Annotated in this window: 18 protein-coding genes; 4 read left to right on the plus strand and 14 right to left on the minus strand. The window is 74.0% G+C overall.

What is annotated here, in order from left to right; all coding sequences use genetic code 11:
* Window positions 1-34 precede the first annotated feature (34 nt).
* The 8 genes from NLX85_RS26705 to NLX85_RS26740 form a co-directional block, all read right to left on the minus strand.
* Entirely contained in the window at window positions 35-580 is a 546-nt protein-coding gene (locus NLX85_RS26705; protein ID WP_254339648.1) for a gluconokinase, read from the minus strand.
* Window positions 570-1,799 carry a D-mannonate dehydratase ManD gene (manD, locus tag NLX85_RS26710; RefSeq protein ID WP_254339649.1) on the minus strand — a complete coding sequence of 410 codons (1,230 nt, stop codon included), beginning with the start codon at window positions 1,797-1,799 and terminating at the stop codon, window positions 570-572. Before manD ends, NLX85_RS26705 begins: the two co-directional genes overlap by 11 nt.
* A gap of 23 nt (window positions 1,800-1,822) precedes the next feature.
* Window positions 1,823-2,776, minus strand: a complete 954-nt coding sequence (locus NLX85_RS26715; RefSeq protein WP_254339650.1) for a sugar kinase — start codon at window positions 2,774-2,776, stop codon at window positions 1,823-1,825.
* Window positions 2,777-2,843: 67 nt separating this feature from the next.
* Window positions 2,844-3,467: a bifunctional 4-hydroxy-2-oxoglutarate aldolase/2-dehydro-3-deoxy-phosphogluconate aldolase gene (locus NLX85_RS26720; protein ID WP_254339651.1), complete on the minus strand. Its 624-nt coding sequence runs from the start codon at window positions 3,465-3,467 to the stop codon at window positions 2,844-2,846.
* Between the two features lie 2 nt (window positions 3,468-3,469).
* Window positions 3,470-4,618, minus strand: a complete 1,149-nt coding sequence (gene dgoD, locus NLX85_RS26725; RefSeq protein ID WP_254339653.1) for a galactonate dehydratase — start codon at window positions 4,616-4,618, stop codon at window positions 3,470-3,472.
* Window positions 4,619-4,623: 5 nt separating this feature from the next.
* Window positions 4,624-5,439 carry a carbohydrate ABC transporter permease gene (locus tag NLX85_RS26730; protein ID WP_254339655.1) on the minus strand — a complete coding sequence of 272 codons (816 nt, stop codon included), beginning with the start codon at window positions 5,437-5,439 and terminating at the stop codon, window positions 4,624-4,626.
* The gene (locus NLX85_RS26735) at window positions 5,436-6,383 is read right to left on the minus strand and encodes a carbohydrate ABC transporter permease (protein WP_254339657.1); all 948 of its coding nucleotides are present in this window, start codon (window positions 6,381-6,383) and stop codon (window positions 5,436-5,438) included. Before NLX85_RS26735 ends, NLX85_RS26730 begins: the two co-directional genes overlap by 4 nt.
* A gap of 74 nt (window positions 6,384-6,457) precedes the next feature.
* The gene (locus tag NLX85_RS26740; protein WP_254339659.1) at window positions 6,458-7,711 is read right to left on the minus strand and encodes an extracellular solute-binding protein; all 1,254 of its coding nucleotides are present in this window, start codon (window positions 7,709-7,711) and stop codon (window positions 6,458-6,460) included.
* 173 nt (window positions 7,712-7,884) lie between these two features.
* Here NLX85_RS26740 and NLX85_RS26745 point away from each other — a divergent pair, with 173 nt between their 5' ends.
* The 3 genes from NLX85_RS26745 to NLX85_RS26755 all read left to right on the plus strand — a co-directional run bounded on the left by NLX85_RS26745 (window position 7,885) and on the right by NLX85_RS26755 (window position 9,921).
* A complete protein-coding gene (locus NLX85_RS26745; RefSeq protein ID WP_254339661.1) occupies window positions 7,885-8,610 on the plus strand; it encodes a FadR/GntR family transcriptional regulator in 726 nt (241 codons plus the stop codon).
* A 223-nt stretch (window positions 8,611-8,833) separates the two neighbouring features.
* Window positions 8,834-9,535 carry a hypothetical protein gene (locus tag NLX85_RS26750; protein ID WP_254339663.1) on the plus strand — a complete coding sequence of 234 codons (702 nt, stop codon included), beginning with the start codon at window positions 8,834-8,836 and terminating at the stop codon, window positions 9,533-9,535.
* Window positions 9,532-9,921, plus strand: coding sequence for a VOC family protein (locus NLX85_RS26755; RefSeq protein ID WP_254339665.1), 390 nt, complete (start codon window positions 9,532-9,534; stop codon window positions 9,919-9,921). The genes NLX85_RS26750 and NLX85_RS26755 overlap by 4 nt, the downstream gene beginning before the upstream one ends.
* Before the next feature lie 44 nt (window positions 9,922-9,965).
* On the opposite strand, the gene NLX85_RS26760 is transcribed toward NLX85_RS26755, so the two are convergent.
* Both NLX85_RS26760 and NLX85_RS26765 read right to left on the minus strand, forming a co-directional pair.
* On the minus strand, window positions 9,966-10,760 hold the full coding sequence (locus tag NLX85_RS26760) for a maleylpyruvate isomerase family mycothiol-dependent enzyme (RefSeq protein WP_254339666.1): 795 nt from the start codon (window positions 10,758-10,760) through the stop codon (window positions 9,966-9,968).
* Window positions 10,761-10,836: 76 nt separating this feature from the next.
* Window positions 10,837-11,226 (minus strand): DUF2267 domain-containing protein, encoded by a 390-nt coding sequence (locus NLX85_RS26765; RefSeq protein ID WP_254339668.1) that lies wholly within the window; start codon window positions 11,224-11,226, stop codon window positions 10,837-10,839.
* A 123-nt stretch (window positions 11,227-11,349) separates the two neighbouring features.
* Here NLX85_RS26765 and ligD point away from each other — a divergent pair, with 123 nt between their 5' ends.
* Window positions 11,350-12,315: a non-homologous end-joining DNA ligase gene (gene ligD / locus NLX85_RS26770; RefSeq protein WP_374628464.1), complete on the plus strand. Its 966-nt coding sequence runs from the start codon at window positions 11,350-11,352 to the stop codon at window positions 12,313-12,315.
* Between the two features lie 42 nt (window positions 12,316-12,357).
* On the opposite strand, the gene NLX85_RS26775 is transcribed toward ligD, so the two are convergent.
* The 4 genes from NLX85_RS26775 to NLX85_RS26790 all read right to left on the minus strand — a co-directional run bounded on the left by NLX85_RS26775 (window position 12,358) and on the right by NLX85_RS26790 (window position 17,911).
* Window positions 12,358-14,217 (minus strand): transketolase, encoded by a 1,860-nt coding sequence (locus NLX85_RS26775; protein ID WP_254340303.1) that lies wholly within the window; start codon window positions 14,215-14,217, stop codon window positions 12,358-12,360.
* Between the two features lie 60 nt (window positions 14,218-14,277).
* Window positions 14,278-15,633 carry an MFS transporter gene (locus NLX85_RS26780; protein ID WP_254339670.1) on the minus strand — a complete coding sequence of 452 codons (1,356 nt, stop codon included), beginning with the start codon at window positions 15,631-15,633 and terminating at the stop codon, window positions 14,278-14,280.
* 198 nt (window positions 15,634-15,831) lie between these two features.
* Complete coding sequence (locus NLX85_RS26785) at window positions 15,832-16,797, minus strand: hypothetical protein (protein ID WP_254339672.1); 966 nt, start codon at window positions 16,795-16,797, stop codon at window positions 15,832-15,834.
* Between the two features lie 73 nt (window positions 16,798-16,870).
* On the minus strand, window positions 16,871-17,911 hold the full coding sequence (locus tag NLX85_RS26790; RefSeq protein WP_254339673.1) for a hypothetical protein: 1,041 nt from the start codon (window positions 17,909-17,911) through the stop codon (window positions 16,871-16,873).
* Window positions 17,912-17,941 lie beyond the last annotated feature (30 nt).

A 17,941-nucleotide genomic window follows, 5' to 3' on the forward strand; every position in this document is an offset into this window, starting at 1 on the left:
GGCGGTGATCCGCCCACCGGCCGGCGGACGCCCGTCAGGGTCCGGCGACCGCGGCCCGCGTCGGCAGGCCGAGCAGGTCCACCGCCCTCCGGACCAGTTCCTCCGGCGGCGCCGCCACCTCCAGCACCACGCCGGACTCGTCCGGCCCCAGGTGCTCCAGGATCGCCCGCTGGGAGTCGAACAGGCTGGCCGGCATGTAGTGGCCGACCCGCCGGTCCAACCGGTCGCGGATCAGCTGGGCGGCCCCGTCGAGGTGCAGGAACTCCACGTTCGCCGGCCCCTGCCGCAGCACGTCCCGGTACGCGCGCTTCAGCGCCGAGCAGGTCAGCACGGTGGACACCCCCTCGGCGTGCCGGTCGGCCATCCAGCCGGCCAGGGCGCGCAGCCAGGGCCACCGGTCCGCGTCGGTCAGCGGGACGCCGGCCCGCATCTGGGCCACGTGCGCCTCGGTGTGGAACTCGTCGGCCTCGGCGAACCGCAGTCCGGTCAGCTCGCTGATCCCCCGGGCCACCGTCGTCTTGCCCGCCCCGGACACGCCCATCACCACGATGTGCCGGGTGGGCGGCCGCTCACCAGTCATGGACGGTGCCGTCCTTGAGCCGGTTGAACGGCAGGTACGCCGGCTGGTACGGGAACCGGGCCGCCGCCTCGTCGTCGAGTTCCACGCCGAGGCCGGGCTGCTCGCCCGGGTGCAGGTAGCCGTCGGTGAAGGTGAACGACTGCCGGAACACCTCGTTGGTGAGCGGGCCGTGCTGCATGTACTCCTGGATGCCGAAGTTGTGGATGGCCAGGTCCAGGTGGAGCGCGGCGGCCATGCCGACCGGCGAGATGTCGGTCGGGCCGTGGATGCCGGACTTGATCTGGTACTGGGCCGCGTAGTCCAGAAGCTTGCGCATGGCGGTGATGCCGCCGGTGTGGGTGACGGCGGACCGGACGTAGTCGATGAGCTGTTCCCGGATCAGCGTCTGGTAGTCCCACACCGTGTTGAAGACCTCGCCGATGGCCAGCGGCGTGGTCGTGTGCTGGCGGACCAGCCGCAGCGCCTCCTGGTTCTCCGCCGGGGTGCAGTCCTCCAGCCAGAACAGGTCGTACGGTTCGAGCGCCTTGCCCAGCTTCGCGGCCTGGATGGGGGTCATCCGGTGGTGGCCGTCGTGCAGCAGCGGCAGCTCGGGGCCGAACTCGTTGCGGACCGCCTCGAACACCGCGGGCAGGTGGCGCAGGTAGGCGCGGGTGTCCCAGTCCTCCTCGGCGGGCAGCGGGATGCGCTGGGCGGGCTCGTAGTCGTAGCGCTTGCCGTCGACGCTGGGCTGGGCGGCGACGCCGTACACGGCGTTGATGCCGGGCACCGCGGTCTGGACCCGGATCGACCGGAAGCCCAGCTCCAGGTGCGCGCGGATGGAGTCGAACAGCTCGGGCAGGTCCCGGCCGGAGGCGTGCCCGTACGCCATGATCCCGGTGCGGGACGCGCCGCCGAGGAGCTGGTAGAGCGGCATCCCGGCGGCCTTGGCCTTGATGTCCCAGAGGGCGACGTCGACGGCGGCGATGGCGGCCATGGTGACCGGCCCGCGCCGCCAGTAGGCCGACCGGTACAGGAACTGCCAGGTGTCCTCGATGCGGTGCGGGTCGCGCCCGATGAGCAGGGGGACGACGTGGTCGGCCAGATAGGACGCGACGGCCAGCTCACGGCCGTTGAGGGTGCCGTCGCCCAGCCCGGTGACGCCCTCGTCGGTGGTGATCCGGAGGGTGACGAAGTTGCGGTCGGGGCTGGAGACGATCACGTCCGCTGCGACGATCTTCACGCGGGTGCCTTTCTCGGGGTGGGTCAGCGAAGGGTGTCGCCGGGTTGCCGGGAGTCCAGGAGGGACAGCTCGTCCCGGCGCGGCAGCGTCTCCCAGTCGCCGTGTCCGGCGACGGCGAAGGCGCCGAGGGTGACCGCGCGGCGCAGCCGCCCGGCCAGGTCGAGCCCGTCGAGGTGACCGGAGAGGTAGCCGGCCGTGAAGGCATCCCCCGCGCCGACGGTGTCGACCGCCGTCACGGGCAGCGCCGCCGCGTGCCGGCTGCCGTCCCGGGTGTACGCGCGGGCGCCGTCGCCGCCGAGCTTCACCAGCACGGTCGACACGCCCCGGTCCAGCAGCCCGGCGGCCAGCGTCTCCTCGTCGGCGCCCGGCGCGCCGACCAGGTCCAGCTCGTCGGCCGAGGCGACCACCACCGAGGCGTGCCCGGCGAGCGGGGTGAGCACGGCCCGCGCGTCGTCCCGGGACCACAGCTTGGCGCGGTGGTTGACGTCGAGGCAGACCAGCGTCCCGGCCCGGACGGCCGTCTCGGCGGCCCAGGCGGTGGCCTCCCGGGCGCGGTCCGAGAGGGCCGGGGTGATCCCGGTCAGGTGCAGCACCCGGGCGCCGGCCGCCAGGGCGGGCCGCAGGTCGTCGACGCCGAGCGCCGACCCGGCCGAGCCGGCCCGCTGGTAGAGCACCCGGGTCAGGTCGGCGGTGCGCCGCTCCAGGAACATGAGCCCGGCGGGGCGCTCCCGGTCGCGGACCACGTGCGTCACGTCGACGCCCTCGGCACGCAACTGGCGCAGCAGGAATCCGCCCAGCTCGTCGGCGCTGACCCGGCCGGCGAAGGCCGCCCGGTGGCCGAGCCGGGCCAGCCCGATGGCCACGTTGGCCTCGGCCCCGGCCAGGTGCGGGGTGAGCGGGCCACCGGTCGTCAGCGGCCCGGTCGACCGCAGCGAGACCAGCGCCTCGCCGAAGGTGAGCAGGTCCACGCCGGTCATGCGGCGGCGGCGAGGTCGGCCGTGCCCCGGCGGGCGGGGTGGGTCCGGGCGCGGAGGTCGGCGGCGCTCATGCGACGGCGGCCAGGTAGGCGCGGGCCCGGGCGCGGAGGGCGTCGAGGTCGCCGCCGGAGGCGGCGTCGCCGACCAGCGGGCCGCCGACGCCGACGGCGATCGCCCCGGCCGCGAGGTAGCCGGGCAGCTCGGCCAGCCCCACCCCGCCGACCGCGACGAACGGGATGTCCGGGAACGGGTCGCGCAGCGCCTTCAGGTACGCCGGGCCGCCCAGCGAGGCCGGGAAGAGCTTCACGGCGGCGGCTCCCGCCCGGACGGCGGCGTACGCCTCCGTCGGAGTGAGCGCGCCGGCGGCCACCGGCAGCCCGCGGCGGGCCGCCTCGCCGATGGAGTCGACGACGGCCGGGGTGACGACGAACTGCGCGCCGGCCGCGGCCACGTCGGCGACGGCGGCGGGGGTGAGCACGGTGCCCGCGCCGACCAGCGAGCCGGGCGGGGCGGCGGCCCGGATCGCGGCGATGGCGTCCAGCGCGCCGGGCGTCGTCAGGGCCACCTCGACCACGCGGACACCCTCGGCGAGCAGGGCGGTGCCGGTGGCGATGGCGGCGGCCGGGTCGGTGCCGCGGATGACCGCCAGCAGGCGGGTGGCGGCGAGTTCGGCGGTGAGGTCGAGGGTCATGGTCACCATTCCGCGTAGGAGCCGTCCCGGTGCCGCCACATGGGGCTGCGCCAGGCGTGGCCGCGCTGGTCGGCGGCGCGCACCGCCGCCTCGTCGATCTCGATGCCCAGCCCGGGCGCCGTGAGCCGCTCGACGTAGCCGTCCACGAAGGTCAGGGGCGTCTTGTCCAGGCAGTAGTCGAGCACCTCGGCGCCGAGGTTGTAGTGGATGCCGATGCTCTGTTCCTGGATCAGGTAGTTCGGCGTGGCGAAGCCGACCTGGAGGCAGGCCGCCAGGGCGATCGGGCCGAGCGGGCAGTGCGGGGCCAGCTGGACGTCGTACACCTCGGCCAGCGCGGCGATCTTGCGGACCTCGGTGATGCCGCCGGCGTGCGAGAGGTCCGGCTGGGCGACCGCGATGCCGGCCTGGAGCACGGGCAGGAACTCCTGCCGGCTGTAGAGCCGCTCCCCCGTGGACACCGGGGTCGTGGTGGAGCGGACGAACTCGCCGATCAGGTGCGAGTTCTCCGGCACCACCGGCTCCTCCAGGAAGAACGGCCGGTAGGGCTCCAGCAGCGGGGCGACCCGGCGGGCGCTGGCCAGGCTGAACCGGCCGTGGAAGTCGACCGCGACGTCCCGGTGGTCACCGAGCACCTCGCGGGCGGCGGCCACCCGCTGGACGACGCCGTCGAGTTCGGCCACCGAGGCCACCGCGCTCATCCGGCCGGAGGCGTTCATCTTGACCGCGGTCAGGCCGGTTTCGAGGGCGGCGCTGATCTGGTCGCGCACCTCGCCGGGCTCGTCGCCGCCGACCCAGCCGTACACCCGGATCCGGTCCCGGACCGGGCCGCCGAGCAACTGGTGCACGGGCGCGCCCCAGTGCTTGCCGGCGATGTCCCAGAGCGCCTGGTCGAGACCGGCCACGGCGCTGGCCAGGATCGGCCCGCCCCGGTAGAACGACCCCTTGGTGAGCACCTGCCAGTGGTCCTCGATGCGCAGGGCGTCCCGGCCGACCAGCAGTTCGGCGAGCTGGTCGACGGCGGCGCGGACGGTCTCGGAGCGGCCCTCGCAGGTGGCCTCGCCCCAGCCGACGATCCCGGACTCGGTCTCCACCCGGACGAAGAGCCAGCGGGGCGCGACCAGGAAGGTCTCGATGCGCGCGATGGTGGTCACGGTGCTCAGCCCTTCGTCGCGCCGGCGGTCAGGCCGGAGACCACGTACTTCTGCACGAACAGGGCGATCACCATGATCGGCAGGGTGACCACGGTGGCCGCCGCCATGAGGCCGCCCCAGTCGATGCTGGCGTACCCGACGAAGTCGAAGATCGCCACCGGGAGGGTCTTGGTGTCCGCGCCGGAGAGGACCAGGGCGAACATGAAGTTGTTCCAGGAGAAGATGAAGGACAGGATGCCGGCCGTGGCGATGCCGGGCACGGACAGCGGCAGGGTGATCCGGCGGAACGCGCCGATGTGGGTGAGCCCGTCGACGAGCGCCGCCTCCTCCAGTTCCTCCGGCAGGCCGTCGAAGAAGCCCATCATGATGTAGACGATCAACGGCAGCGAGACGAACATGTGGCTGAGGATCAGCACGGTGAAGCCGCCGACCAGCTGCAGGTTCGAGAAGACGTAGTACCAGGGCACCAGCAGCGAGACGCCGGGGATGACCCGGGCCATCAGCACGACGAGGGCCGACTTCTTCATGTTGAACCGGCTCATCGAGTACGCGGCCGGCACCCCGAGCAGCAGCGACAGCACGGTGGCGGCGAACGCCACCCACAGGCTGTTGCCGATGAACTGGACGTAGTGCGACTGCTTGAGCACCGTCGCGTAGTTGTCCAGGGTGGGCGAGAAGACCAGCGCCTTGCCGGTGTCGTAGATGTCGACGTTGGTCTTGAACGACGCGGCGATCATCCAGAGCAGCGGCGTGACCAGCGACAGCACCACGACGACGAGCGCCACCACCCGGAACACCCGGTACGCGGGACCGGCCTTCATCGCTTGGCCTCCTTGCGCCGGGCGGTCAGGGCCCACATCGACCCGATGATGATCAGGAAGAAGAGGATGAGGACGGTGGACGAGACGCCGTACTCGTTGTAGTCGAAGCTCAGCCCGTAGGCGTACACGTTGAGGGTCTCCACCTCGTGGAAGGAGCCGCCGCCGCGGCCCTTGGTGGCGTAGAGGATGTCGAAGGTCTTCAGGGCGTCGATGCCGCGCAGCAGGATCGCGACGATCACCGTGGGCATGAGCAGCGGCAGGGTGACGTGCCGGAACCGCTGCCAGCTGCTGGCGCCGTCGATCCGCGCCGCCTCCTGGGGTTCCTCGGACAGCGAGCTCAGTCCCGCGAGCAGGATCAGCACCACCATGGGCGTCCACTGCCACACGTCGATGAAGATCGTGGTGGGCAGGGCGGAGTGCTGGCCGGCGAGCCACGGCTGCGGGCCGATGCCGACCCAGCCGAGCACCTGGTTGGCCAGGCCGATGTTCGGGTCGAAGATGAGCCGCCACATCATGCCGACCGCGACCGGGGTGGCGACCAGCGGCATGAGGATGGCGACCCGGACCCACTTCTGGCCCTTGAAGGGCCGCCACAGCAGCAACGCGATGGCCATGCCGAGGACCACCTCGAACAGCAGCGCGACGACCGTGAAGCCGGCGGTCCGGCCGACCGCCGGCCAGAACCGGTCGGTGTCGGACAGCACGTCGAGGTAGTTCTGGAAGCCCACGAACTCGCTCTCGGCGCGGACGGACCCCTCGGCGTCGGTGAGGCTGAGCCAGGCGGTCCAGCCCAGCGGGATCACGATCAGGGCGGCGACGAAGGCCATCGCGGGCGCGGCGAAGAGCCACTTGCGGTGGTCGTTGGCCCAGCGCACCCAGCCGGGCGTGTCGGGCATGACGCCGGCGCCGCCGGGCGCGCGGCGGGGGGTGGTGACGGTTGCCATGGGATCTCCGGGGTGGGCGGACCGACAGGGGTACGCGGGTGGCGGGGCGGGCCGCCCCACCACCCGCGCGCGTCTTACTTGGCCTCGTCGTCCAGGAACTTCTGGAAGGCCTCGTTGGCGGTGTCGGCCGCGGCCGCCGGGTCCTTGCCGGTGATCGCGTCGACGATCGGCTGACCGACCAGCTCGCGGGCCTGGCCGACCTTCACGACCACGGGCCGGTCGTGGGCGACGCCGCCCTGCGTGCTGGCGTTGATGGCCTCGACCAGGTCCTTCGGGTAGCTCGCGGTGCCCTCCGGGTTGGCCCAGACCGAGGTGCGCGCGCTCGGCACGCCGGCCTTCTGCTGGGCGAGGGTCTGCGCCTTGCCGGTCGCCCACTCGACGAACTTCCAGGCGTTGCTCTTGTTCTTCGAGGCGTCGTTGACGCCCAGCGCCCACGACGGGATGTTGTACGGCTTGGAGCCGGCCGGGCCGGCCGGGAACGGCGCGAAGCCGACGGTGTCGGACACCTTGGACTTGGCCGGGTCGGTGGCGTTCTTGTAGAGCGAGTTGGCCTCGGTGTAGAAGGCGGCCTTGCCCTGGGTGAAGATGGCCATCGCCTCGGGCCAGCTCATGTCGGTGCTGACGTTGGCCGGGCCGGAGTCCTTGATGAGCCCGCCGTAGAAGGCGTACGCCTGCTTGGCGGCGTCGCTGTTGACGGTCGCCTTGCCGCTGCCGTCGACGAAGTCACCGCCGAAGCTGTAGAGGAAGCTGGAGAACTGGGTGACCGCCGGCGACTTGCCGGTCCGGGCCACGAAGCCCGCGGTGCCCGGGACGCTGGCCTTGACCTTCGCGGCGGCGGTCTTCAGCTCGTCGAGGGTCTTCGGCGGGGCGCTCAGGCCGGCCTTGGCCAGCAGGTCCTTGCGGTAGTACAGGACCTCCTGCTCGGTGATGATCGGGACACCGACCGGCTTGCCCTCGTACGTGGTGGCCTCGACCGGGCCGGACTGGAAGTCGGAGTAGTCCCAGTCCTTGTTGGACTTGACGTGGTCGGAGAGGTCGGCCAGGTACTTGTTCTTGGCGAAGAGCTTCCCCTCCTGGAGGGGCCGGTACATCATCACGTCGAGGTCGGACGAGCCGGCGTTGAGCTTGACGTTGTACTGGTCGGAGAGCTGGTCCTCGCCGAGCTGGGTGATCTCGACCTTGAGCCCGGTCTGCTTCTCGAACTCGGGCAGGGCCGCCTTGATGTTCTCGGTCCAGACGTGGTTCGCCAGGGTCACGCGAACCGTCTTGGACGCGCCGCTGTCGTCGCCACCGCCGCCGCAGGCGGCCAGGCCCATGGCTGCGACCACGGCCAGAGACGTACCGAATATCGATCGACGTCGCACGTCATCTCTCCTTTTCTCGTGGTCGCCGCCCCGGGGGAAGAGCGCCACAACGCTGTAACGTCCGCTTAACCACGGGATGCTAGGCCGAAAAAGCTGATTTATTCAAGGGTCGATTGCTAACTGATATGCTCCGACCCGTGGATCACTCCTCCTCCGGGGGCGAGACCGGGCTGCACGCCCGCGTACTCGACGAACTCGGCACGGCCGTCTGTGGCGGCGAACTGGCCGCCGGCTCCGTGCTCAACATCGACGAGCTGGTCGACCGCCACGCGGTCTCCCGGTCGGTGATCCGCGAGGTCCTCCGGGTGCTCGCGTCCATGGGTCTCATCGAGACGCGCCGCCGGGTCGGTGTGCTGATCCGACCCGCCGAGGCGTGGAACGTCTTCGATCCGCAGGTGATCCGCTGGCGGCTCGCCTCCGCCGGCCGGATGGCGCAGCTCCGCTCGATCACCGAGCTGCGGACCGCGGTCGAGCCGCACGCCGCCTGGCTGGCCGCCGGACGGATCTCCCCCGACGACGCCAGCGACCTGGTCGGGGTCGCGGCGAAGATGTGGGCCGCCGGGCAGGCCGGGGACGAGGACCGGTTCCTGCGCCTGGACATCGAGTTCCACCGGCGGGTCCTGGCCGCCTCCGGCAACGAGATGTTCGGCAAGCTCCGGGAACTCGTCGCCGAGGTGCTCACCGGCCGGCACCACTACCACCTCATGCCGCACCACCCCGACCAGCAGGCGTTGCAGCTGCACGCCGACGTGGCCTCGGCGCTCCAGCGCCGCGACGGCGAAGCGGCCCGCCGCGCCATGGTGCAGATCATGGAGCAGGCGTTCGACGAGATGAAGTCGATGTGGGAGCAGACCACCGGCTGAGCCGGCGTTCCCACCGGGGACCGGATCGGGGCGTAGACTGGGCCTGGCGCAGTCCTGCGCCCCACCTCCATCCCGGTGCTCACGCCACCGGTCCCACGGAGGCAAAGGGGGCCCCGAGCCCTCGGGACGCGGTGCCGACAGGCACACCGACACGCCACATGCCCTGGGCGGGGTCGACGGAAGCGTGAGTCCTGCGACCACGCCCGTGGACAGGGAGCATGTGATGACGAGTCACAGGTCGTTCAAGGTCCGGGTACGAACCCGGATGGCGCGCACCGGCGAGAGCTACACGACCGCCCGCCGGCAGCTGCTGGCCCGGTCCGGAGCCGCCGTCGCGGCCCCGGAGCCCTCCTCCCCGGCCCGGACGCAGATGGACCGGGTCTCCGCCGCGTTGCTGCGCGAGCGCACCGGCCACGACTGGGACGAGTGGTTCGGCCGGCTCGACGCCTGGGGCGCGATCGACCGGACCCATACCGAGACGGCGCGCTGGCTGGTCACCGCGCACGAGGTGCCGGGCTGGTGGGCGCAGACCATCACCGTCGGGTACGAGCAGGCGCGCGGACTGCGCACCCCCGGCCAACGGCGCGGTGGCGGCTTCGAGGCCACCGGCACCCGCACGGTGGCGGTGCCGGTGGCGGTGCTGTTCGAGGCGTTCGCCGACGAGGCGGTACGCCGGCGCTGGTTGCCCGACGTGGCCGTCCGGGTCCGCACGGCCACCGCACCGAAGAGCTTCCGGGCGGACTGGGCCGGCGGGCCGAGCCGGATCGCCGTCGGCTTCACCCCGGTGAGCGGGACGAAGGCCCGGGTGGCCGTGCAGCACGAGAAGCTCACCGACGCCGCGGAGGCCGAGCGGCTCAAGGCGTACTGGCGGGACCGCCTCGCCGCCCTGAAGCAACTGCTGGAGCAGCCGGAGGTGACCCGATGAGCGGCGCGACGTTCGTCAACCTGCCGGTGGCCGATCTCGACCGGGCGGTGGAGTTCTTCACCGCCCTGGGCTTCACGGCCCGGCCCCGGCAGCCCGACGGGGACAGCGCGCAACTCGCCCTCGGCGAGACCACCCACCTGATCCTGCACACCCCGGCGGCCTTCGCCGCGTTCGCCGGTGCCGGGGTGTGCGACACCGCCACCAGCCGGGAGGTGATCGTCGGCCTCACCGTCGACCGGCGGGAGCGGGTGGACGAGCTTGTCGACGTGGCGGTCCTCGCGGGTGGCACGTCGCTCGGCCCCGGTCAGGACCTCGGGTTCATGTACATGCGCGGGTTCCGGGACCTCGACGGCCACCAGTGGTCGTTCCTGCACCTGCCCGACTGAGCCGGTGGTGGGGCCGGCGGCCGCCCGGCCGCCGGCCCCCACCGTCAGCCGAACGCGACCGCCGCCAGCCAGCGGTCCAGCAGCTTCGCGTCGCCGAGCACCTCGACCACCGCGGTGTCGACCGGGCGTCGCCGGTAGACCATCAGCAGCAGCTCGGCCACCGGGCCGCGAACCGCCACGGTGGCCTTCTCGTGCGCCCGCCGCCAGGCGAGCGTGTCCCCGGTGAGGTCCACGAGCCACTCCGCGCCCAGCTCGGCTGGCACGTCGGTGGCGTGGAGGTGCAGGGTGCGGTCGGGGCCGAGCAGGTCGCGCCGGTGCGGGAAGATGTCCAGCATCTGCGGCAGGGAGCCCAGCTCCAGCCACTCGTCCAGCGCGTCGACCGCCACCGCCGGGTCGACGGCGAAGTCCACGCCCAGGGCGAGGGCGGCGTCCGCCCGGTGCAGCAGTGTCTCGTGGGCGAACCGGCGCGCCCAGAACACCCCGGCGGCCGGCACCGGCATCGGCGTCCAGGTCGCCACGTCGGGGCCGGCCTCGCCGAGCGCGCCCGCCAGCGCGGCGGCGCTCTCCGCCAGCCAGGGGCCGACCACCGCCGGCTCCTCGCGGGCGTACGGGGACAGGTCGCGGAAGTGGGTGTCCGACGGCGGCCGCTCGGCCCGGGTGCGGACCACCTCGGCCGCCCAGCGCTGGCCGCCGCCGAGGTGGCGGGCCAGCTGGCCGACGTTCCACCCCGGGCAGGAGGCGACGGGCGTGGTCAGGTCGGCGCCGTCGAGGTGGGTGCGGAGCAGGTCGCTCTGGGCGACGATCTCGGCGCGGTGGCGGTCGAAGCTCAGGGCGGTCATCAGCCCAACCTAGTGGCCGCCCGGCCACCGCGGCGGGAGCCGTCGGCGGGTGTCTCGTCCGGGCCGGCGCCGCCGGTCAGGGGGTGCGGGGCACGGGCTGGGCCAGCGCGCCGATCTCCCGTGGCAGCTCCGACATGGCCTGCTCGAACTCGACGTGCCCGACCACCCGGTGCAGGGTCTGCAGCACCGCCCGCGCGCCCTTCTCGGCGATGTCCGGCGCCGTGCCGGCGCGGTCGGCGATGCGGCGCAGGAACTCGTCGTACCCGAACGCCTCCGGCTCCTCCGTGCGGGCCCGGGCCAGCAGCGGGCGCAGCTCGTCCGCCAGGTGGTCGGCCAGGTCGGCCGCCTCGCCGCCGCTGATTCGCTCGCCGAGGGTGCGCAGGGTGGCCTCGGTCAGGGATCGCGCCGTCTTCGCCGGGAGGCCCGCCCGGTCGGCCACCTTCGCCACGAACTCCAGCTCCGCCATTGCTCGGTCCTTCCGTCCCGGAGACCGCGTGGCTACCCGCAGGCGACCACCACAAACGACCGCCGGTCGGGCGAAAGCCGGGAAAACGGCGTCACCCCGTGCCACGGCGGCCAGGATCGGGACGTGGCTGCCAGGATGCCGACGCTCGTGCCGCCGATGCTCGCCGGGGCCGGCGCGCTGCCCACCGAGCCCGGCTGGGGGTACGAGTTCAAGTGGGACGGCGTGCGCGCGGTGGCGTACGTCGACGGCGGCCTGCGGCTGCTCAGCCGCAACGACCGCGACGTCACCCGGGCGTACCCGGAGCTGGGCGAGCTGGCCGACCTGCTGGCCGGGCGGCGGGCGGTGCTCGACGGCGAGATCGTGGCGCTCGACGGCGACGGCCGGCCCAGCTTCTCGGCGCTCCAGCGGCGGATGCACGTCCGCGCGCCGGCCGCCGCGCTGGTCGCCTCCACCCCGGTCCGGTACTACCTGTTCGACCTGCTGCACCTCGACGGGCGGGACACCACGGCACTGCCGTACACGGAACGCCGCGCCGCGCTGGAGGAGTTGGGGCTCATCGGCGGGAGTGTCGAGACACCGCCCTACTGGACCGGCCAGGCCGGCCGGGACCTGGCCACCGCGGCGGCCGAACTCGGCCTGGAGGGCGTGGTCGCCAAGCGGCTCGGATCGGCGTACGAGCCGGGCCGCCGGGGCTCGGCGTGGGTGAAGGTGCCGCTGAACGAGACCGTCGAGGTGATCGTGGGCGGCTGGAAGCCGGGCGCCGGCCGCCGCGCGGGCGCCATCGGGTCCCTGCTGCTCGGCATGTACGACGAACACGACCGGCTGCAGTACATCGGGCACGTCGGCACCGGCTTCACCCAGACCGTGCTGCGCGACCTGGCCGCCCGCCTGGAGCCGCTGGCCCGGCCGAACCCGCCGTTCGCCGATCCGGTCCCCCGCGACCAGGCCCGCCACGCCGTCTGGGTCGACCCCGTGCTGGTCGGCGACGTCACCTTCCGATCCTGGACGCCGGACCGCCGGCTGCGCCACCCGTCCTGGAAGGGGCTGCGCAGCGACCGGGACCCGGCGGAGATCCGGTTGCGGAGGTGACCCGGACCCCGGCCGGCCGCACGTGGCCGCACCGGCGGGCCGTCAGGCCAGGGCGCGGGCCGCGCTGACGATCGCGTGGGCGCCGATGCCCGCCCGGTCCATCTGCTGGGCCGGGGTACCGGAGCCGGGCAGCCCGCGTACCGCCAGGTGGCTCACCCGCACCGGCTCGGCCAGGTCGGCCAGCGACTCCAGCACGGCGGAGCCCAGCCCGCCCTGCGGGTAGTGGTCCTCGACCACCACCAACCGGCCGCCGGTGTCCCGGACGGCGTCGAGCAGCCGCTGCCGGTCGACCGGCTTGACCGAGTAGAGGTCGACGACCCGTGCGTCGATCCCCTCGCGGGCCAGCTCGTCGGCGGCCGCGAGGCAGTTGTGCACGGTCACCCCGGCGCCCATGAGCGCGACGTCGCTCCCCTCGCGGACCACCTTGCTGCCGCCGATCGGGAAGTCGTCCCCGTTGTCGTACAGCACCGGGTACTTGCCGCGGGTGGTGCGCAGGTAGCTGACGCCCTCGCAGTCGACCATGGCGGCGACCAGGGCCGCGCAGGAGACGGCGTCGCTCGGGTAGAGCACGGTCGACCCGTGCACGGCGCGCAGGGCGGCGAGGTCCTCCAGACCCATCTGGGAGGGGCCGTCCGGGCCGATCTCCACCCCCGCGTGCGAGCCGGCGAGGGCGATGTCGGCCCGGGAGATGCCGGCCATCCGGATGAAGTCGTAGGCGCGGGAGAGGAACGCGGCGAAGGTGGCCGCGAAGGGCCGGTAGCCGCGGACCCGCAGCCCCACCGCGGCGGCGACCAGTTGCTGCTCGGCGATGAACATCTCGAAGAACCGGTCCGGGTACGCCTCGCCGAACTTGTCGGCCCGGGTGGAGTCGCTGACCTCGCCGTCGAGGGCCACCACGTCCGGCCGGGCGGCGCCCAGCGCGCGCAGCGCGTCCCCGTACGCGTTGCGGGTGGCCACCTTCGCCCCCTTCTCGTACCGGGGCAGTTCCGGAGCCTTGCCGGCGGCGGGCGCGGGCGCCGGCGGCGCGGCGGCGGGCCGGGGGCCGGCGACCCGGATCTGCCGCACGCCGCCGAGGGCCTGGACGGCCCGCTCGGCCCGGTCCGGTTCGAGGGCCTTGCCGTGCCAGTCCGGCCGGTTCTCGATCTCCGGCACGCCCTTGCCCTTGACCGTCCGGGCGAGCACGACGGTGGGGCCGGTCGCCTGCCGGGCCCGCACGAACACCTCGTCGATGGCCGCCAGGTCGTGCCCGTCGACGACGAGCGGGTGACAGCCGAACGCCTCGACCCGCCGGCGGTAGGTGTCCAGATCCCACTCCAGCTCGGTCGGCCCCCGCTGGCCGAACCGGTTCACGTCCACGATCGCGGTGAGGTTGCGCAGCCCGTAGTGGCCGGCCTTGTCGAGGGCCTCCCAGATGGAGCCCTCGGCCGTCTCGCTGTCGCCGCAGAGCACCCAGACGTGGTACGGCAGCTTGTCCAGGTACTGCCCGGCCAGGGCGATGCCGACGCCGACCGGCAGCCCCTGCCCGAGCGAGCCGGTGGCGGTGTCCACCCAGGGCAGGACGGGGGTGGGGTGGCCCTGGAGGCGGGAGTTCGACTGGCGGTAGGTCTCCAGCAGCTCCTGCTCGCTGATCGCGCCGGTCGCCCGGAAGACCGCGTACAGCAGCGGCGACGCGTGCCCCTTGGAGAGGATCAGGTGGTCGTTGGCGCGGTTGCCCGGGTACGACCAGTCGTAGCGCAGGTGGCGGGAGACCAGCACCGCGAGCAGGTCGGCGGCGGACAGGCTGGACGTGGGATGGCCGGAGCCGGCCTGGGTGCTGCACCGGATCGAGTCGACCCGGAGCTGGGCGGCGAGTTCCGCCAGCCCGGTCAGTTCCTCCTCGCGCAGGGTGCGCTCTGCTTCCATCGTCACGCCGCGTCGCCTCCGTCCGGGCCGGGCCCAGGGCCGCTTCCGCCCATACGGTAATCATGAAACACCGGAATTGTCGGGCAACGACCTATTCGATGGAACCCGACGGGCGGGACGGCGGGTGGCCAGCCGGGCCGCCAGCAGCAGGTACGGCAGCACGGCCACCGCGAAGGCGACCGCGTTGCCGGCCGCGCCCGCCACGAGGCCGTACCCGGCGTAGACCGCGATGATGGCCAGGTCGGTGGCCATCCCCGCCACCGAGGTGACGGTCGCCCGGTCCGGCCCGCTGATCCGGGCCTGGAGCCGGACGTCGGCCAGCACGGTGGCGAGCTGGAACGCGGCGAACGAGACGCCGACCAGGACGAACCCGGCCGGGTGGCGGAGCAGGGCCCCCACGGCCAGGGCCAGCGCCGCGCCGGCCAGCAGGGCGGCGAAGCCGCGGTCGGTCAACCGCTCCCCCGCCGGGACCAGCAGCCCACCCAGCGTCGTGCCGGCCCAGACCAGCAGGAGCAGCAACGGCACGCCGGCCGCCGGAACCCCGGTGTCCCGGGCCAGCAGCGGCGTGTACTCGTCGAGGCCGCCCCAGACCGCGGCGACCGCCGGCACCAGCAGCAACGCCGCCCGCACCGACCGGTCGGCGCGGGCCTCGGCCAGCCCGCCGCGCAGGCTGGTCCACCAGCCCGGCTCGTCGGCATCGGGCTGGGCGGCGCGGGGCCGGGTCTCGCCGACCGGGCCGGGCTGGATCGCGCCGGCCGCGGCAGGTTGGATCGCTCCGGGCCGGGGCGCGCCGAGCGGGACCGCGTCGGCCCGGTCGTGGCCGGCCGGCTCCGGCGCGCGGTGCTCGGGGAACCGGGTGGCGACCGCCGCGGCGGCCAGGCACGCCGCCACGCTGGCCGCGCCGACCGCCGGATAGCCGCCGAGGGCCAGCACCGGGGCGGCCAGCCCCATGGCGGCGACCACCCCGAGCAGCTCGGCGGTCTTCGACCGGCCGGTCAGCCGGGCGTACCGGCCGGCGGCGCCGAGCCGGTCGAGTTCCGTCCAGACCAGCGCCTCCAGGGCGCCGGAGCGCAGCGCGCCGCCCGCGCCCCAGAGCAGGAAGCCGGCGGCGAACGCCGGGTAGGACGGGACGAGCACCCAGAGCGCGAAGCCGGCGGCGGCGAGCAGCGGGGCCAGGCAGAGCAGCAGCCGCCGGGAGACGGCGTCGGCCCAGGCGCCCGAGGGCACCTCCAGCAGGATGCCGGCGGCCGACCACAGCACGAAGAGCGAGGAGATCTGCCCGACCGACAGCCCGGTGTCGGCGAAGAGCAGCGCGTACACCGGATAGAGCAGGACCAGGTCGGTGAGGAACGCGTAGGCGTAGAGGGTGGCGGCGAGCCGGCGCTCGGCGGGCACGCGCGCGGAGACGATGAGCATGGGGCCTTCCCACGGGGACGTGACGGACACCGGAACGTGCGGTGTCCGCGGTGGCCCGCGGGCTCGACCCTCAGCAGGGCATCAATGTCGCCAGTGCATGCGGCGATGGTAGCCGCCCGTCCGGCGCCCGCGCCGCCCCGCGCGCACGGAACCGGGGTGGGACCCCGCAGGGCCCCACCCCGGTCGGTGGTCGGTCGGTCAGCGGCGGGACCGGTCCACGTCCGCCTGCGGGATGACCATGGTGGCCTCGCTGTCCGCGGCCTGCTCGGCCGTGGGCTGCCGCGGCATGGTGGGCTGGGTGCGGTCCGGGTCGCCGTACGGCGGCACCGGCTGGGTCGGCTCCGCGGCGCCGTACGGGGCGACCGGCTGGGTCCGGTCCGCCTCGGTCTCGCCGGCCAGCGGCCGGGTCAGCTCGGCCTCGGCGTACGGGCTGGTCGGCCCGGCGAACCGCGCCTCGACGTCCCGCCGCCCGGCCTGGTACGCCCGGGCGTGGGTGGCGATGGTGCGCGACTCCTCCTCGGCGCGGGCCAGCCAGTTCTCCCAGCGGCTCTGCATCGGGCGGACCAGGCCGCCGCCGACCCCGACGACGAGGATGCCGCCGACGGTGGCGAGCACGGCGATCAGCACCGGGGTGGTCACCGTGGTGGCGACGCCGATCTGGTTGAGCGCGGCGATGATGCCGAGGCCGAGGATGAACACCGAGGCGATGTTGGCGAGCACCCGGCCGTAGGAGAGGCCGCCGAGGGCGCTGGAGATGATGTCCTTGACCGCCTTGGCGATGGCCGCGGCGACCACCACGATGACGATGGCCACGAACGCCCGGGGCAGCCAGGCCACCACGCCGTGGATCAGGTCCGAGATCGGGTTCGGGCCCCAGATGCCGAAGGCGAGCTGGAGGGTGACCAGCAGCACCGCGTAGTAGGCCAGCTTCGCGACGATGTCGCTGGCGTCGTACTTCGAGCGGGCGAGGGCGGTCTTGATGCCGCCGCGCTCGACGGCCCGGTCGAAGTGGACCCGCTCCAGGACCTTGTCCACGATCTTCAGCACGGCCTTGGCGATCAGCCAACCGGCCACCAGGATGGCGATGAAGGCCACCGCCTTGGGCAGGAACAGCATCACCGAGCGGAACGCGTCACCCACCGCGTCCCCGAAGTTGTCTTTCATCGAAGGGCCTCCACGCAGATGGTCAGGGGTCGTCCGCCTGGAGCTACCCTGACCAGCCGTTCGGGAAACGCGGTCAGCCCCCGGGGCAGCGGTACCTGACCTGCGTGCCGGCCTGCACCGGCGACGGCTCGATGATGTTGACGGTGGCTGTCCCGGTGGTCGCGCCGACCCCGCTGAACGTCCACTTGAGGGTGAGGGTGGCGGTTCGCTGGCCGCGGCCCACCCGCTCGGTGAGCAGGCTGCCCGGCGGCGCGTCCGAGCGGAACCACTGGTAACGGATCACGCCGCCGCGCCCGTTGGTGCGCACGGTGGCCACCACGTCCACGGTGACGCCGCACGCCACGCCGGGAGGCCGGGGCACCGCCACGGTGACCCCCTCGACCTCCAGCGGGCGCAGCTGCTGCCAGAGGTAGAGCCCGACCACCACCAGCAGCGCCGCGGTGAGCAGGGTGGACAGCACCGAGACGACCCGGCGCCAGACCGGGCGGGGACGCCGCGCCGGGGGCCCCGAGGGCCAGGCCGGGGCGGGTGGCGGGGTGGCCGGCACGCCGGGCCCGAAGCGCAGCTCCCCGCCGGGCGCCGGCGCCGTGCCGCCGCTCACCGCCCGCGCGTCCGCCGTCGCCTCGCGGTACGCGCCCTCGGTCGGCCCGCCCGGGTGTGGCGCGGTGCGGTGCCCGGCCGGCCCGGCGGCGCGCGGAGCGCCGACGGTCGGTGTGTCGAACCGCGCGGCCGGCCCGGGCGCCGCGCCGAAGTGCACGGTCGGCTCGCCGCCCGGCAGCCCGATCCGTGCCGTCGGCTCCGGCGACGCGCCGAAGTGCACGGTCGGCCCGGCGGCGCCCGGCCCGCCCACGGTCGGTGCCTCGAACCGTGCGGTCGGCTCCGACGCGCCGAGGTGCGCCGTCCGGTCGTCGCCGGGCCATGGGGACGGCGCGCCGAGGTGCACGGTCGCGTCGGGGTTCAGGGGCGGGGCGGGCCGCGCCGGCGGGCCGAGGTGGAAGGTGGCGTCGGCGTGGTGCGCCGGGTCGCCGCCGCGACCCAGGTCGACGGTCGCACCGGGGTCGGTGGGCAGCGCCCGGGTGGGCAGCGCCTCGGTCGGCTCCTCGGGCCGGGTCACGCCGGCCGTCCCCGGGACACGGTGCAGGTC

Source organism: Micromonospora sp. A3M-1-15 (assembly GCF_024213425.1).
GTDB lineage: Bacteria > Actinomycetota > Actinomycetes > Mycobacteriales > Micromonosporaceae > Micromonospora > Micromonospora chersina.

What these genes read in the sequence shown, in the direction of transcription:
- NLX85_RS26760 (WP_254339666.1), bottom strand. Translation starts at nt 10,760, where the DNA reads ATGACCGCCCTGAGCTTCGACCGCCACCGCGCCGAGATCGTCGCCCAG.
- NLX85_RS26775 (WP_254340303.1), bottom strand. Translation starts at nt 14,217, where the DNA reads ATGGAAGCAGAGCGCACCCTGCGCGAGGAGGAACTGACCGGGCTGGCG.
- NLX85_RS26730 (WP_254339655.1), bottom strand. Translation starts at nt 5,439, where the DNA reads ATGAAGGCCGGTCCCGCGTACCGGGTGTTCCGGGTGGTGGCGCTCGTC.
- NLX85_RS26750 (WP_254339663.1), top strand. Translation starts at nt 8,834, where the DNA reads ATGACGAGTCACAGGTCGTTCAAGGTCCGGGTACGAACCCGGATGGCG.
- NLX85_RS26715 (WP_254339650.1), bottom strand. Translation starts at nt 2,776, where the DNA reads ATGACCGGCGTGGACCTGCTCACCTTCGGCGAGGCGCTGGTCTCGCTG.
- NLX85_RS26735 (WP_254339657.1), bottom strand. Translation starts at nt 6,383, where the DNA reads ATGGCAACCGTCACCACCCCCCGCCGCGCGCCCGGCGGCGCCGGCGTC.
- NLX85_RS26780 (WP_254339670.1), bottom strand. Translation starts at nt 15,633, where the DNA reads ATGCTCATCGTCTCCGCGCGCGTGCCCGCCGAGCGCCGGCTCGCCGCC.
- NLX85_RS26785 (WP_254339672.1), bottom strand. Translation starts at nt 16,797, where the DNA reads ATGAAAGACAACTTCGGGGACGCGGTGGGTGACGCGTTCCGCTCGGTG.
- NLX85_RS26765 (WP_254339668.1), bottom strand. Translation starts at nt 11,226, where the DNA reads ATGGCGGAGCTGGAGTTCGTGGCGAAGGTGGCCGACCGGGCGGGCCTC.
- NLX85_RS26705 (WP_254339648.1), bottom strand. Translation starts at nt 580, where the DNA reads ATGACTGGTGAGCGGCCGCCCACCCGGCACATCGTGGTGATGGGCGTG.
- NLX85_RS26720 (WP_254339651.1), bottom strand. Translation starts at nt 3,467, where the DNA reads ATGACCCTCGACCTCACCGCCGAACTCGCCGCCACCCGCCTGCTGGCG.
- NLX85_RS26755 (WP_254339665.1), top strand. Translation starts at nt 9,532, where the DNA reads ATGAGCGGCGCGACGTTCGTCAACCTGCCGGTGGCCGATCTCGACCGG.